The organism is Idiomarina tyrosinivorans (assembly GCF_003987475.1).
GTDB classification, from domain to species: domain Bacteria; phylum Pseudomonadota; class Gammaproteobacteria; order Enterobacterales; family Alteromonadaceae; genus Idiomarina; species Idiomarina tyrosinivorans.
Window position 1 is genome coordinate 65,298 of record NZ_PIQH01000008.1, and the last position, 14,865, is coordinate 80,162.

Annotated in this window: 19 protein-coding genes and 3 tRNA genes; 1 reads left to right on the forward strand and 21 read right to left on the reverse strand. The window is 48.8% G+C overall.

All coding sequences use genetic code 11. The features are described from left to right. Positions 1-17: 17 nt before the first annotated feature. The 5 genes from bfr (CWI84_RS08995) to CWI84_RS09015 all read right to left on the reverse strand — a co-directional run bounded on the left by bfr (CWI84_RS08995) (position 18) and on the right by CWI84_RS09015 (position 3,268). Positions 18-485: a bacterioferritin gene (gene bfr, locus CWI84_RS08995; protein ID WP_126842269.1), complete on the reverse strand. Its 468-nt coding sequence runs from the start codon at positions 483-485 to the stop codon at positions 18-20. 3 nt (positions 486-488) lie between these two features. Continuing rightward, entirely contained in the window at positions 489-962 is a 474-nt protein-coding gene (gene bfr / locus CWI84_RS09000; RefSeq protein ID WP_126842270.1) for a bacterioferritin, read from the reverse strand. Positions 963-995: 33 nt separating this feature from the next. Continuing rightward, positions 996-1,223: a bacterioferritin-associated ferredoxin gene (locus CWI84_RS09005; RefSeq protein WP_126842271.1), complete on the reverse strand. Its 228-nt coding sequence runs from the start codon at positions 1,221-1,223 to the stop codon at positions 996-998. A gap of 72 nt (positions 1,224-1,295) precedes the next feature. Then, positions 1,296-2,261, reverse strand: a complete 966-nt coding sequence (locus tag CWI84_RS09010) for a calcium/sodium antiporter (protein ID WP_126842272.1) — start codon at positions 2,259-2,261, stop codon at positions 1,296-1,298. A gap of 26 nt (positions 2,262-2,287) precedes the next feature. Beyond that, positions 2,288-3,268 carry a mechanosensitive ion channel family protein gene (locus CWI84_RS09015; protein ID WP_157981014.1) on the reverse strand — a complete coding sequence of 327 codons (981 nt, stop codon included), beginning with the start codon at positions 3,266-3,268 and terminating at the stop codon, positions 2,288-2,290. Between the two features lie 128 nt (positions 3,269-3,396). On the opposite strand from CWI84_RS09015, the gene CWI84_RS09020 reads away from it, so the two are divergent. Then, positions 3,397-3,484 (forward strand) — tRNA-Ser (locus tag CWI84_RS09020). 48 nt (positions 3,485-3,532) lie between these two features. Here the strand turns inward: CWI84_RS09020 and CWI84_RS09025 are convergent. The 16 genes from CWI84_RS09025 to CWI84_RS09100 form a co-directional block, all read right to left on the reverse strand. Next, on the reverse strand, positions 3,533-3,748 hold the full coding sequence (locus CWI84_RS09025) for a hypothetical protein (protein WP_126842274.1): 216 nt from the start codon (positions 3,746-3,748) through the stop codon (positions 3,533-3,535). 87 nt (positions 3,749-3,835) lie between these two features. Next, the gene (locus CWI84_RS09030; RefSeq protein WP_126842275.1) at positions 3,836-4,669 is read right to left on the reverse strand and encodes an SDR family oxidoreductase; all 834 of its coding nucleotides are present in this window, start codon (positions 4,667-4,669) and stop codon (positions 3,836-3,838) included. 4 nt (positions 4,670-4,673) lie between these two features. Next, positions 4,674-5,717: a quinolinate synthase NadA gene (gene nadA, locus CWI84_RS09035; protein WP_126842276.1), complete on the reverse strand. Its 1,044-nt coding sequence runs from the start codon at positions 5,715-5,717 to the stop codon at positions 4,674-4,676. 109 nt (positions 5,718-5,826) lie between these two features. Beyond that, a tRNA-Lys gene (locus CWI84_RS09040) sits at positions 5,827-5,902 on the reverse strand. 21 nt (positions 5,903-5,923) lie between these two features. Further along, a tRNA-Lys gene (locus CWI84_RS09045) sits at positions 5,924-5,999 on the reverse strand. A 167-nt stretch (positions 6,000-6,166) separates the two neighbouring features. Further along, entirely contained in the window at positions 6,167-6,949 is a 783-nt protein-coding gene (ybgF, locus tag CWI84_RS09050; protein WP_126842277.1) for a tol-pal system protein YbgF, read from the reverse strand. Between the two features lie 26 nt (positions 6,950-6,975). After that, on the reverse strand, positions 6,976-7,515 hold the full coding sequence (gene pal, locus CWI84_RS09055; protein ID WP_126842278.1) for a peptidoglycan-associated lipoprotein Pal: 540 nt from the start codon (positions 7,513-7,515) through the stop codon (positions 6,976-6,978). Between the two features lie 48 nt (positions 7,516-7,563). Beyond that, positions 7,564-8,913, reverse strand: a complete 1,350-nt coding sequence (gene tolB / locus CWI84_RS09060) for a Tol-Pal system beta propeller repeat protein TolB (protein WP_126842279.1) — start codon at positions 8,911-8,913, stop codon at positions 7,564-7,566. Between the two features lie 11 nt (positions 8,914-8,924). Next, positions 8,925-9,881 (reverse strand): cell envelope integrity protein TolA, encoded by a 957-nt coding sequence (tolA, locus tag CWI84_RS09065; protein ID WP_241968765.1) that lies wholly within the window; start codon positions 9,879-9,881, stop codon positions 8,925-8,927. Continuing rightward, a complete protein-coding gene (tolR, locus tag CWI84_RS09070; protein WP_126842280.1) occupies positions 9,881-10,309 on the reverse strand; it encodes a protein TolR in 429 nt (142 codons plus the stop codon). The genes tolA and tolR overlap by 1 nt, the downstream gene beginning before the upstream one ends. Next, positions 10,306-11,022, reverse strand: coding sequence for a protein TolQ (tolQ, locus tag CWI84_RS09075; RefSeq protein ID WP_126842281.1), 717 nt, complete (start codon positions 11,020-11,022; stop codon positions 10,306-10,308). Before tolQ ends, tolR begins: the two co-directional genes overlap by 4 nt. Further along, positions 11,012-11,422 (reverse strand): tol-pal system-associated acyl-CoA thioesterase, encoded by a 411-nt coding sequence (gene ybgC / locus CWI84_RS09080; RefSeq protein WP_126842282.1) that lies wholly within the window; start codon positions 11,420-11,422, stop codon positions 11,012-11,014. The genes tolQ and ybgC overlap by 11 nt, the downstream gene beginning before the upstream one ends. A 435-nt stretch (positions 11,423-11,857) precedes the next feature. Next, entirely contained in the window at positions 11,858-12,895 is a 1,038-nt protein-coding gene (gene ruvB / locus CWI84_RS09085; RefSeq protein WP_126842283.1) for a Holliday junction branch migration DNA helicase RuvB, read from the reverse strand. A 26-nt stretch (positions 12,896-12,921) separates the two neighbouring features. Then, complete coding sequence (ruvA, locus tag CWI84_RS09090; RefSeq protein WP_126842284.1) at positions 12,922-13,536, reverse strand: Holliday junction branch migration protein RuvA; 615 nt, start codon at positions 13,534-13,536, stop codon at positions 12,922-12,924. Between the two features lie 30 nt (positions 13,537-13,566). Continuing rightward, on the reverse strand, positions 13,567-14,106 hold the full coding sequence (gene ruvC, locus CWI84_RS09095; RefSeq protein ID WP_126842285.1) for a crossover junction endodeoxyribonuclease RuvC: 540 nt from the start codon (positions 14,104-14,106) through the stop codon (positions 13,567-13,569). Beyond that, positions 14,103-14,852, reverse strand: a complete 750-nt coding sequence (locus CWI84_RS09100) for a YebC/PmpR family DNA-binding transcriptional regulator (RefSeq protein ID WP_126842286.1) — start codon at positions 14,850-14,852, stop codon at positions 14,103-14,105. The genes ruvC and CWI84_RS09100 overlap by 4 nt, the downstream gene beginning before the upstream one ends. Between the last annotated feature and the right edge of the window lie 13 nt (positions 14,853-14,865).

Sequence of the window (14,865 nt, forward strand, 5' to 3'; positions counted from 1 at the left end):
CTAGTGTTAAGAAATTATTACATCTGCCGTTGCAGGTACAACGCCTCGCCTAAACGGTCCATCAAACCTAGCTGAATGCGTAGCCAATAGGCGTGATCTTCCTCAGTATCGCGAAGGATCCTAACCAGCATATCGCGACTCACAAAGTCACCATGTTGCTCGCAATAATCAATCACCTCTCGTAACGTTTTGGCGTTGTTACGCTCGAGAGCTAGATCATTGGTTAGCATCGCTCGCACGTTATCGCCAATATTCAACGGTTCACGGCGTTTCATATCGGGCTTACCTTCTAAAAACAGAATACGGCGAATCAATAAGTCCGCATGGCCGCGTTCATCATCAATTTCGTGATTGATCCGCTGGTAGAGCTTTTCAAACCCCCAATCTTCGTACATCCGCGAGTGTGCCGTGTATTGGTCGATAGAGGTTAGTTCAAAAGCCAGCAGCCGATTGAGCTGCGTAACCACTTGATTATCATCTTTCATGGCTTACTCAGTCTCCAATTTGGTCTGCAGATAGGTTTGATTGCCCAGCGTTTGCATTAAATGTAATTGCGTTTCGAGCCAATCTAAATGTTCTTCTTGCTGGTCGAGGATGCTAGCCAGCGTGTCACGGCTAACATAATCTTGTTGCTTTTCGCAGGTCTTGATGACATCACCAATGGCGTTGCAATCGTTAAACTGCACCTTGTGATCAAGCTCCATCATTTCGCGCGGCTCTTCACCGACGTACAACTTGCCGAGCTCTTGTAAATTGGGGAGGCCTTCAAGAAAAAGAATACGCTCGATCAGCGCATCCGCATGCTTCATTTCTGCAATTGAGGCTTTGTAAACCGGTTGATTTAATGCTTCAAAGCCCCAGTTGCGATACATCCGCGCATGCAGAAAATATTGGTTTACTGCTGTCAGTTTCAACGTCAGCACTTTATTAAGTGCCTGAATCACATCAGGATCACCTTTCATTGAGCATAATCTCCTTTAAAACATGGAACTAGCTCAAGTGTAGCATACTGAGACAGGAACGGGCGTTTCGCCACTTCGCGGCGTGCTCCCTTGCTCTGCCAAGGCCTCTGCCAAAACCTGCTTTGCACACTGCTTGCAACAACCACACTGTGACGCCACACCGTATTGCTGGCGGAGTTCGCGAATAGAGGTTACGCCATCCTCGGCAACCGCCTTACGGATGGTTTTGTCAGTTACCCCTTTGCACAAACAAACATACATCGTTGAAATCACCTCACTAAGTTGATCTACAGATTAAACTAAATGAGAACAATTTTCAATTGCATGATGTAATTAGAACCCAGTTTTTAACAAATACAAGGTATAAGCCAAGTAGCACAGCACCAAGACCCCGCCCTGCCAACGTTGAATTTTACCTTGCCCGCGACGGCTAAAACCAAAGCCAAACACTAGTAACGTCAGCAACATCATTGCCGGCCAGTCGCGATAAAGTACAAGGTCTTCCAGCGTCATTGGTTTAATCACTGCTGCTAAACCGACAACGGCCAAGGTGTTGAACATATTTGAACCAAGCACATTACCCAGAGCTAAATCATGCTCATTCTTGCGCGTAGCGGCGATAGCCGACGCCAACTCAGGAAGCGAGGTGCCAATCGCAACAATGGTCAAACCGATGACCAAATCACTAACACCCATGGCTTGCGCAATATTAACGGCCCCCCAGACCAATGCTCGCGAACTGACTATGAGCAGCGCCAAGCCGACTAATAACCAGAATACGGCTCGCCCTGGCGACTGTTGAGACTGCTCAAGCTCAGCACTGTACTCCTGCTCCAATACGTCATTTTTATTCTTCATTCCCGTATAAATTGACCAGCCCATATAACCACTAAACACGGCAAGTAATATCACCGCATCCCAGCGGCTGACAGTAAAATCAAGTAACAGTGCGGCGGTTAATAACGTCACACCTAATAACCAAGGGATTTCCTGCCGAAGAACTTGGGACTTTACTTGAATAGGTGCCAACAGGGCTGTAATGCCGAGAATTAGCGCAATGTTAGTAATATTTGAACCGTATGCATTACCGAGAGCGAGCGATGGATTGCCATCCATACTGGCAAGTACTGATACCACCATTTCAGGTGCTGAGGTACCAAAACCAATCACTACCATGCCGATTAACAACGGCGCCATACCGAGATGTTTCGCTAAACCAGCAGCCCCATCAACAAATCGATCGGCACTCCAAACCAATACTATCAAACCTACTACAACAGCAATGATAGACAACATCATAAATAACGGTTCTCCCTTAGAGATTTTTACAATTCTTGCGCGGCATCATTGACCGGCTTGCTAATCGATTCATTTTTTGCAGTGCCATCGGCTGTCTTATTACTCTCGCCCTCTGCAGGTGGCTTAGCTTGTGGCGACCAACTGCGAACGTGGATATCGCGTTGAGGGAATGGAATCGGGATGCCGGCGTTGTTTAACGCCGTATGAATCTCCCACATTAGCGCGGCGTGCACGGCAGAGGGGCGTTTAACCGCGTCCGGGGTCAGCCATACCACCAACTCGAAGTACAAGGCGCTCTCGCCAAACTCAACCAGCCATACTTGCGGCTTCCGCGCATCATCATCGACTAACGTATGCGGCACGTTTTCAGCGGCTTTAATCACCGCTTCGCGGACTTTTTCTTTGTCACTGCCGTAAGCAACGCCAAACTTCACTTTTACCCGGCGATAGGTGTCGCGCATGGTCCAGTTCGTCACTCGGCCATCAACAAACTGGGAGTTGGGTACCACGATATCAATATTATCGTTGGTGGTGATGATGGTGGAGCGAATATTAATTTCCTTTACTTCGCCGGTTACGCCTGATTCCAATTCAATAAAGTCGCCAACTTTCAGGGTCTTTTCAAACAACAACATCAAGCCAGCCGTGAAGTTACTGATCAAGTTCTGCAAGCCAAAACCGACGCCTACCCCGAGGGCGCTGGCGAATAACGCAAATTTGGTCAGGTCAATGCCCAAACTACTGATCGCAATCATCACACCGATTAATAGCAAGGCGTAATGCATCAGCCGCTGCAAGGTGTAGAGACTAGAAGAAGAAAACGACTCTCGATGACGTGCATAACGAGCTAACGTACTTTGCAGCACGCGTGAAACAAACCAAGCCAGCAGAACAATGGCCACCACCCGTAACATGCCACCTACAGTAAAACCGGTTTCTCCCACCTTGAACAGTTCGTAAGACATCCAAGAAACCACTGCCGTGAGTACCGAATGAACGGATTCCATTGCCGCAAACCCCATTAAACCAAAACGCCAAGAGTACCTGAGATTGTTAAGCAGATCGAGGATATCCTGATGCTTGCCAAAGTCATTGACTCCCTCGGCGCTTTCCCATAGTATACGCGGCTTGTAGAGGAGAGGTGTCCGAGTGGCTGAAGGAGCACGCCTGGAAAGTGTGTATACGGCAACGTATCGAGGGTTCGAATCCCTCTCTCTCCGCCAGATACCAAAAAGCCGCCCATCGGGCGGCTTTTTTTGTATCCGGCGCTGCTAGCCAGTCTTTTTCAGGTTTTCAAATTCTTTGTTGAGGGTGTACTTATTATCGGTAACAATTTCTTCCAGTACCTGTACACGCTCGCGCAAGCGGTCCACTTCGGTTTCCAACGACTTCACTTGGTCGGAACTGGTCGTTTGACGTAAGTATTTGATGAGGCTAACAAGTGAGCCTGCAAGAATAGCGACGATCGCCACTGCGGTTACGTTCATGGTAGTGCCTGTTTCGTTATGGTTCTTCAGTCACTATAGCGCGCAGCGTCTGGCAAAACCAGAAGTTGAAAGATAATGTAACAATAATTACCGTAGCAAGGCGCTGTAGCCTTCTCGATAACTGGGGAAATCCAACACTATACCAAGCTCGCGCAGGCGTTGGTTACTGCAACGTTTGCCCAATTCTTGCGCAGTTTGTTCGGTCCAGTTTGCGCAATCAACACCCTGTTGCTGAGCCAACCAACGATAAACGTTGGCCTGTCGGCTGGGTTGATTGTCGGTAACTAACAACGTATCTGGCAGCGCCTGCTGCCTATGCAGCAAAGCGACAATAACCTTGGCAACATCCTCGGAGTGAATACGATTGGTCCACGCGTCTGTGACACTCAGATCCGTTTGTTGGCTGCGCTTGAGTGCGTAAGTGCGCCCCGGTCCGTATATGCCACTGCAGCGAAGTATGGCGGTTTCCGCGGCAAACGACGCCACTAAACGCTCCGCTTCGAGTAAACGCTTTGCGGTCGCTTTCTGCGGCTGGGTCGGCGTATTCTCGTCCACCCATTCTCCAGCTTGGTGCTGGTAAACACTGGTACTAGAAATATAAAGCAGCCGTTGGATATTGGGGTGTTGGTGAAGTGCCATCTGGAGGTGGCGCATGGGCACCACATACCCTTGGCGGTAACCTTCATCAGAATATTCGGCTGGCGTGAGGGTAACAACGGCAACATCCCAGTGCTGGTTTTGCAGTAGCGGCTTGAGATCCTGCTCGTTGCTAATATCAGCGGCTTGTAAAGTCACTCCTTGGGGGGCTGACTTATGCTCGGGATTGCGGCAGATGCCGACCACCTCAACGCCGGCTTGTGCGGTCAAACGCCGCGCCACGCGGCTGGCAATATCACCGTATCCAAGCAATAGCACCCGCACAGCGTTAACCTTTCAACGAAGCGGCAAAATCCAACATACGGTCAAGTGGCTTCAGCGCTTGTTTACCGAGTTCTGCATCAACAAAAATTTCATGCCCTGCGCCCGTTCCACTCAATGCCGTAGCAATGGCCTCGAGGCCATTCATTGCCATCCACGGACAATGCGCACAACTGCGGCAGGTCGCACCGTTGCCGGCAGTCGGTGCTTCAATAAAGGTCTTATGTGGCTGCAACTGTTGCATCTTATAAAAGATGCCGCGGTCAGTCGCAACAATAAAGGTTTCGTTTGGCAGTGTCTGGCTGGCTTTAATCAACTGCGACGTTGAACCCACTGCATCAGCCATATCGACGATATTAGCGGGTGACTCTGGGTGCACAAGGATAGCCGCATCAGGGTATACCGCTTTTAAGTCTTTGAGTGCTTTGGCTTTAAATTCGTCGTGAACAACACATGCACCCTGCCACATAATCATATCAGCGCCGGTTTGCTTTTCGATATAGGCGCCTAAGTGACGGTCTGGTCCCCAAAGAATCTTCTCGCCTTGAGCATCTAAATGGTCCACTAACTCTTGTGCCATGCTCGAGGTAACCACCCAGTCGGCACGCGCCTTCACCGCTGCGGAGGTATTGGCATACACCACCACAGTGCGATCAGGGTGTTGGTCACAAAAGGCAGAGAACTCGTCTGCTGGGCAGCCCAAATCTAACGAGCAAGTCGCTTCAAGCGTTGGCATTAGTACGCGTTTATTCGGCGTCAGAATCTTCGCGGTTTCGCCCATAAAGCGAACCCCCGCGACAATCAACGTTGAGGCGTCATGGTCACGCCCAAAGCGTGCCATTTCTAGCGAGTCTGCTACGCACCCACCCGTCTCCTCAGCCAACGCTTGGATTTCGTGGTCGGTATAATAGTGGGCAACAAGTACCGCGTCCTTTTCTTTCAGCAATTGCTTGATTTGCGATTTATATTCGCTTTTTTGCTGATCCGTTAGCGGCTTAGGTTTCGCTGGAAACGGATAGTCCAACGTATCAATTACGGGTATTTCAGTCATAGTTTGGTACAGTTCTGTTACGACAGGTGCGTCTGCTTATTATAATGAAGATTGCAAAGATTTTATAGCAAACGGCTTGCTTTACTGAACAGATCACTTAGGGATGAAATGGTGGGTCGTGCAGGATTCGAACCTGCGACCAATTGATTAAAAGTCAACTGCTCTACCAACTGAGCTAACGACCCATTTCAAGGGAAGTAAAAAAGTGGTGGGTCGTGCAGGATTCGAACCTGCGACCAATTGATTAAAAGTCAACTGCTCTACCAACTGAGCTAACGACCCACTCTGCGTTAAGCCTGATATTCTGTGGCTTAACGGCGGCATAGTTTACTGATTTACGGAGATGATGCAAGGTAAAAATGTGAAAAATAAAGCGTTTGCCTAATTTACCGTCGATTGTTGCTAAGATGTAAGCAAAACGCCCGTATTTTGCACCAAATTTATGCCGTTTACTTCAAGCGCTTTTTCGCCAAACCCGCTTCCGTCGAGTCTGGATATTGCTCTATCACTTTTTGAAAAATCGACTGAGCGGTGGCATTATCACCTTTTTCTTCAGCTATAACGCCTAACTTTAATAGGCTCTCGCCGCGCTTATTAGAATCAGGAAATTTATCGACAACCGCAGTAAAGTGTTGCTTTGACTCATCATACTTGCGCTGCGCGAACAACAGTTGGCCCAGCCAATAGTGTGCGTTTGGTGCATAAGTCGAGTCAGGGAATTTTTCTAAAAATGCCTTGAACTGCGGAATCGCCGCGTCATAACGCTTATCTTCCAAAACCAACTTAATGGCTTTGTCGTAGGCATCATTCTCACTCAAGTTGTTCGAATATTGTGAGGCTTGTTGCGAGCCGCTGTCGTTCGAAGACGTAACTGGGACTGTGTTTAAGTTACTAATATTAACGTTCGCGGTGGCAGTTGAAGCACCCGAGGTGTTGAGTTGCTGCATACGCCGATCAATTTCTTGATAGAGCTCTCGTTGGCGTTGCACCAATTGCTCTAGTCGGTACGCGTGCTCCTCGGTCACACCACGCAACTCACTAACATCTTGCTGCAATGCTGCAAGTTGTTGTGTCATCTCAATTTGTGCATCCGTTCGCGCTTGAACAATACGCTCCAACTGTGCGATACGCTGTTCTAACGATGAACTGGAGACGCTAACAGAAGACACTGGTGCTTGGGCATAGACTGCCCAAGCACTCAGAGCTGATAACGCAATGAGGGTCTTTTTCATACTCATACTTCAGTGCGTTGCTTAGCTTAGTATACTAAAACCGCGCGACGGTTCTTCGCATACGCTTCTTCGGTGGAAGCTTTCACCAATGGTTTTTCTTCACCGTAAGACACCACTGACATCTGCGACTCCTGTACACCAAGGTTCTGCAAATATTGCATAACCGCTTTCGCACGGCGCTCGCCCAATGCGATGTTGTACTCTGGGGTACCGCGCTCGTCTGCGTGGCCTTCGATAACAACGCTGACCGATGGATTTTTCACCAAATAATCAGCGTGCGCTGCTAAGAGCTCCGCATACTCGGAACCAATGGTTGAATCATCAAACGCGAAGAAAATCATATGCTCTTTACGCAGCTCTTCGAATTTCTCCTGGCGAATTTCCTCAGGGGTTTTAGTGCGCTCCATCGAGCCCACTTGAACGCCAGACTGTTGGCCTTCAGAAGGCATGTTAGTCTGCTGTTCAGAGCCTGCTCCAGAGTCAGTTTGTTGGTTCGAGCTACATGCCGCCAGAGTCATCATTGGCAAGGCAATAGCCAGACTTTTAAGAAGTTTATTCAGCTGCATCCTTTTGTTTCCTTATATTGCGTCTGTAACATTTCGGCCTCGTTGCCGTTACAAAAACGGTGACCAAGAAGGCGACTTCACATCGCCATCTGTAGCCGGCAAACGTGCTTTAAAGCGACCGTCCATAGAGACTAACGCTAACACCTGCTTGTTGTTATACGTAGTACTATAGATGATCATACTCCCATTTGGTGCAAGACTTGGCGACTCATCCAAAGCGGTTTCAGTCAGCACTTGCATTGCGCCGTTCGGAAATTCTTGTTTTGAAATATGGTAATTGCCCTGCGTTCGGTTCACCATAATCATCTGTTTGCCATCGGGAGCAACGGTACCACCGAGGTTCTGCTCACCCTCAAAGGTTAACCGACGAACTTGCCCTGAGGTTAAATCTACGCGATATAACTGCGGTCTGCCACCTCTTTCTGAGGTAAACACCAAAGATTTCCCGTCGGGCGTCCACGATGGCTCGGTATCAATAGTACGATTACGAGTAATTCGTTGCAAATCACGTGTTTGCAAGTCCATTACATACAATTCTGGATTCCCATCGCGCGACAGCACCATCGCTAATCTATCACCATCTGGCGAGAACACGGGATTACCGTTAATACCAGGGAAAGAGGTTATCTTTTCGCGCTGGGTAGTATAGATGTCCTGAATATAAATTTCAGGTCGTTTGTGCTCAAAACTGACGTACGCTAGCTTGTTTCCATCGGGAGACCACGATGGAGACATTAACGGTTCATTACTGCGTAACAGCACTTTTTCATTATAGCCGTCGTAGTCCGCGACCATAAGTTTGTAGGGATACTGGTCGGCATAATTGACAGCGACGTATGCGATGCGAGTCATGAAGGCACCGCGTTCCCCTGTAAGCGCTTGATAGACCACATCTGAAATACGGTGTGAATACTGGCGAAACTGTGAACCATCTATCACACTTTTGCGTGCATCAAGGATATGGTCATTACTTTCAACCAGTTGTCCATTTTTCAATATTTGTGCATGACCGCCAGTAATTTGTCCACGCAACACGTCCACTAAAGAAAAAGAAACCATGTATCGATCGACAGAATATGGCTCAATAGTCCCTACTAAAATAGCTTCTACGCCCATTTTCGCCCAGACCGAGTAGTCGATTTCCTCAACCGTTGAAGGTTGCTGTGGCATTCCCTCGAAAGGTACTGGATTAAACCGACCTGAGCGCGTAAGGTCAGCCGCGATAACCTTGGTTAGGTTACCCGGAGCAGGGCCTTCGCCTTTCCATTGGAACGGCACTACTGCAATCGGCCTAGCGCTGTTGATACCCTCAGTAATCACAATTTCAAGTACACCCGCCTTGGCTACTTGCGATAACAACATCAAGGCCGCCACTAAGGCCCACCCTATTCGCTTCATCTTGGCACTCATCATAATTGTGGTTTCACCGTTAACTTAATTGTACTCATTTGTTGATAAACGTCTGGATCGTCGGATACCGGCAATTCGCCAGCTTTTAACACCGCATTTTGCGCAGATCGACAAACACTAGGATCACCATCGCCAGTTGTCACGGATTTAACAAATCCGCTTGGCGCGACAGCAATGGTTAATTCACACGACTTACCGCTCATTGACGAATCAATCACCCAGTTGCGCTGGATCGTTTGTCGAATCAGCGCCGTATACTTTTCAATTTCGCTCATAAGCTGTTGACGTCGCGCGGCCTGCCGGCGTTCCATCTCGGCTGCCATTTCCCTCTGCAACTGCGCTTCGCGCTCAGCTTGCTCGCGCTGCTCTTGTTCGCGCCGCTTACGTTCTGCTTCTTTGCGTTTACGCTCTGCTTCCGCTTGCCGCGCTTTTTCTTCTTCACGTTCCCGCTTTTCTGCGGCTTCTTTTGCTGCTTGTTCGGCCGCGGCGCGTTTCTGCTTCAACCGTTCCGCTTCAAGCTTTGCTTGCTCTGCTTCTTTTCTTGCTTCAGCAGCCTCACGCTCTTGTTGCTCTTTGGTCTGTTGCAATTCGCGTAAGCGCTGTTGTTCACGTTCGCGAGCGCGGCGAGCATCGGCCGCCTTCTGTTGTAATTCTTCAATGCGTCTTTGCTCGGCCGCCTTTTCAGCGGCCTTTTGCCGTTGAATACGCTCAACCTGTTGTTGCAGTGCTTGTTTGTCTATCGTAACCGCTTTAACAATCTCTTCTTGTTGTGCTTGCTCGGCAAAATCACTGTCCTCTAAACTCACTTGCAGTTGCGGTTGCAGCTCTGGAGTAAATTCAAAGCTAACCAACAATACTGCAGCAATGGCTCCGTGCACAGCTATTGACTTTAACCAAGCCGCCGCCGAACCAGGTGACGCAGATTTATTGTGCTGTTGCTTCGACTGCTCTACCACTACTCTTCTGCCCCATCCGTCATCAACCCTACCGAAGGCACACCCGCTTTTTGCAACAATACCATGAGTTGCACCACTTGGTTGTACGACACCGTCCCATCGCCGTTCACCATAACCGGGGTTTCTGGTTCCACTTGCAAATGTGCGGCCACTAACGTCGCAACTTCTTGCGCGCTCATTGGGGTATCTTTACTGTCACCCAAATTCAAAAAATATTGCCCCTCGGCGTTTACCGACGCGACAAGAGGTGGCTTAGAATCTTTTGCCAAAGGCTCTGCGGTCGCTTTCGGTAAATCCACTTTCACCCCTTGAGTGATCAATGGTGCGGTTACCATAAAAATGATGAGTAGCACCAACATCACATCAATGTAGGGTACCACGTTAATTTCGGCTACCGGACGACGGCGCCGTCTGGGCATTACCATCATGCCTGGATATCCTCACTTTCAGTCGATTTCTTGCTCGCTTTAGAGAGCGACTGACGCTGTAAAATTGCCACAAATTCTTCGATGAAATTGATGTACTGGTTATCAATTTTTTCTACTCGATGAGTAAATCGGTTATATGCAATAACCGCAGGGATTGCCGCAAACAAGCCCATTGCCGTCGCGATCAATGCTTCAGCAATACCGGGGGCTACCATCGACAAGGTGGCTTGCTGCACTGCACCTAAAGCGATAAAGGCATTCATAATGCCCCATACAGTGCCAAACAAACCGATATAAGGGCTAATTGAACCGATGGTAGCTAGGGTTGAGAGGTTGGCTTCAAGCTTGTCAGTTTCCCGGGAGTGTGCGACTCGCATAGCACGAAACGAGGCTTCAGTAATGGCTTCCGGCTGTGCGACAGGATTATTGCGCAATCGGGCGAATTCTTTAAAGCCAGCATGGAACAGCAATTCCATCCCACGACTGTTTTTTGCTCGCGCGGAAATTTCTTGGTAAAGCCGTGCTAAATCGACTCCGGACCAAAAGCGATCTTCAAATTTCAACGCGTCTGATTGCGCTTGCTTCAAAATCTTACCGCGTTGAAAAATTAGCATCCAGCCAACGACCGACATGGCTAACAACAATAGCATTACTAGCTTTACTAGAAGGCTAGCCTGAAGAAATAAGTCCAGAAATGATAATTCAGCTTGCACTCGTTAATACCTCTTTTATCGGTGCCGGAATTGCAACGGCCTTGCCCCGCTTGTGATCCACACAAGCCGCAAGAATGGTTGCTCGACAACAACATTCGCCATTGGCGCGTCGGACTTCTTGTTCAAAGCTCAGCGACGCATGCTTCAATCGAGAGACCTTGACGGTAACGGTAAGTTCCTCGTTAAACCGAGCCGAACGTTGCAGATCTAAGTCTACATGGCGAACCACAAAGCCTATATTCTGATCTAACCATTCATCTTGTTCAATGCCAAGATGTCGCAACCACTCAGTGCGACCACGTTCCAAAAACTTGAGATAGTTGGCGTAGTAGACTATTCCACCAGCGTCAGTGTCCTCGTAATACACGCGTATCGGCCACTTGAAAGGCGCATCCTTCATTAGTGAGTTATCCCCAATTGATATCATGTAAAATATTCGCAAAGGTTTATTTTTGCTTTTCGCAACACGCAATAAAAAATAATGTCGGCTTTTCGTTGTTAGCGACTTTTCGCCAACTGATTATTTTTACGTCAGACTTTTTTTTATGCGTTCAAATAAACAGCAAATATGTTAACAGTTTGATTTTTAAGGCTTATCAGTAAATGTTATTAATTTGTTGTGTGTTTTTTTGCGTCCAATTTTAACTTTCGAATTAGATTTTCTAATGAATAAAACAATTTTTCTCGTTTGATAGAAAGTCCGCGCGCCGTATAATACGCCCATATCGAAATGACGAAGAGATAGGTTGTCACTTCTTCTGAGATATTGTTCCCTGGATTTAACTTCCTTCTTGTTGTTCTGTTTGCCCGCGTTTTTCGCGGGCTTTTTTTTTGCCTAAGATTCAGGCTCAGCATTATCATCCATGGTTAAACCAAAATGCCGATACGCATGCGGCGTCGCGATTCGACCGCGCGGTGTACGTTGTAAAAAACCTTGCTGAATTAAATAAGGTTCCAATACATCTTCAATGGTGTCTTTCTCTTCACCAATCGCCGCGGCTAAATTATCCAGCCCAACCGGGCCACCTAAGAATTTTTCCATTATCGCTAACAACAGCTTTCGGTCCATGTAATCAAACCCGGCTTCATCAACGTCGACCATGGTCAACGCTTCGTTTGCCACTTCTGCAGTGACTGTGCCATCGGCTTTGACTTCGGCAAAATCGCGCACCCGGCGCAACAACCGGTTCGCTATTCGTGGCGTTCCTCGAGCGCGACGCGCGACCTCTTTGGCACCGCCGTCGCCGAGGGTTAAATTCATAAAGTGTGCGGAGCGTTCAACAATTTTGGTCAGCTCTTCCACATCGTAAAACTCTAACCGCTGAACGATACCAAACCGATCTCGTAACGGTGATGTCAAAGCACCCGCTCGGGTAGTGGCGCCAATCAGCGTAAATGGTGGTAAATCTAATTTAATAGAGCGTGCCGCGGGGCCTTCACCGATCATAATGTCCAGTTGGTAATCTTCCATTGCTGGATAGAGTATTTCTTCAACCACGGGACTCAAACGGTGAATTTCGTCAATAAACAGCACATCATGGGCATCTAAGTTGGTCAGTAATGCCGCCAAATCGCCAGCTTTTTCTAATACTGGGCCAGATGTCGTCTTGATATTCACCGATAGTTCGTTGGCAACGATATTCGCCAGTGTGGTCTTGCCCAAGCCTGGGGGGCCGAAAATCAATACGTGGTCCAACGCTTCTTGGCGTTTGCGGGCAGCCTCAATAAAAATTCCCATCTGCTCGACCACATGCTTTTGGCCCGTGTATTCAGACAGGTGTTTGGGGCGAATAGCACGATCAATCGCCGCCTCATCAGATTGCGCTGACGGCTCTATTATGCGCCCACCTTGAATGGCATCGGCTTCAATCATGTTGGCTCCCCTCCAGCATACATGGGCTAACTAAACGACTTCAACGCGTCGCGAATTAATGCTTCGCTGGTAGCGCCCTGTTGATGAACTTTTTGCACCGCTTTTTCCGCCTGCGCCGCTTTATAACCCAATGCGACTAAAGCACTCACCGCGTCCGCTTTCGCGTCACTGACCAGTGTATTACTATCGCCTTGATTTTGCACGGGAGCCGCATCGGTAAACGGCGAGTCACTCCCTAACGCACTGAGCCTATCGCGCAACTCGACCACCAAGCGTTCGGCGGTTTTCTTGCCAACCCCAGGCAGTTTCACCAACAGACTCACGTCGCCAGCATTAACGGCTTGCACAAATTGTTGTGCCGACATCCCCGACAGAATAGTCAATGCTAACTTGGGTCCAACCCCCTGCGCTTTAATCAGTTGTCGGAACAGTGTGCGTTCGTGCAATGAGGTAAAGCCAAACAGCAGTTGCGCGTCTTCACGCACCACAAAATGCGTGACCAAGGTTACATCTTCGCCCAACTCTGGGAGCTGGTAAAAACAACTCATCGGTACTTGCACCTCATAGCCCACCCCCTGCACATCAATAACCACTTCGGGGGGTTGCTTGGCGAGTAATTTGCCTCGAATTCTTCCTATCAACGCTGTATCCTTGCTGTTGTTGTTATGCGCTTAACGGCGTAAACGGCCACGCACTATCTTGCTTGCCGCGCCGCCTAAAGCGGTTAAATATTGCTGACTGTGAGCATGACATAAAGCCACCGCTAATGCATCTGCGGCATCAGCTTGGGGCTTCTTATCTAAACCCAGCAATGCCATCACCATATGCTGAACTTGGCTTTTATCGGCCGCGCCCGTTCCTACTACTGCTTGCTTTATCTGCCGAGCTGAGTATTCGGCCACGGGCAATTCTGCGCGCGCTGCAGCAACAATGGCCGCGCCACGTGCTTGCCCAAGTTTCAATGCGGAATCGGGGTTATGTGCCATAAACACTTGTTCAATGGCAAATTGCTGAGGTGAGTACTGGGTAATCAGTTCGCTGACACCGTCGTGAATCAAGCGCAGCTTTTCTGCCAAACTCAGCGGTTGCTTAGTGCTCCCGGTTAACCGGATACAACCACTGCCGAGGTATTGTAATTGCCGGCCTTGCTGTGCAATCACCCCGTAGCCGGTAAGGCGTGAGCCGGGGTCAATGGCCAGAATCACGTTCATTCAGAAAGTTGCTCCCAAAGCTCGTCGGCAATGTCAGCATTGTGGAAAACGTTTTGTACGTCGTCGAGATCTTCCAACGCATCTAACAGTTTTAGAAAGGTTTTTGCGCTATCTAATTCTAGGCTAACGCGATTTTGCGGCACTTGGGTGACCTCGGCATTCGTGGCAGTAAAGCCTTTAGTGTCGAGCGCGTCTTTAACCTTACCGAAACCTTCTGGCGTGGTCATGATATCCAGACTGCCGTCAGCGTGCGTGATGATATCTTCAGCACCCGCTTCCAGGGCTGGCTCCATCACTTGCTCTTCGGTTACATCCGCAGCAAAACTGATCACACCACGCTTATCAAACAAGTAGGCCACCGAGCCATCGGTGCCTAAATTGCCGCCAAACTTATTAAAGGCGTAACGAACTTCCGACACGGTTCGGTTTTTATTGTCGGTCATGCATTCCAGAAGCAACGCAACACCATTGGGGCCGTAGCCCTCATAGGTCAACTCTTCGACATCCATGCCCTCGAGTTCACCCGAGCCGCGTTTTACCGCGGTATCAATAGTATCGCGCTTCATGTTGTTTGATAGCGCTTTATCAATGGCAGCACGTAAACGCGGATTGGTCTCGGGATCGCCGCCACCGTGTTTCGCTGAAACGGTGATTTCCCGGATCAATTTAGTAAAAATTTTACCGCGTTTGGCATCTTGTGCCGCTTTGCGATGTTTAATATTGGCCCATTTAGAGTGTCCTGCCATAGATCTCCTCCGC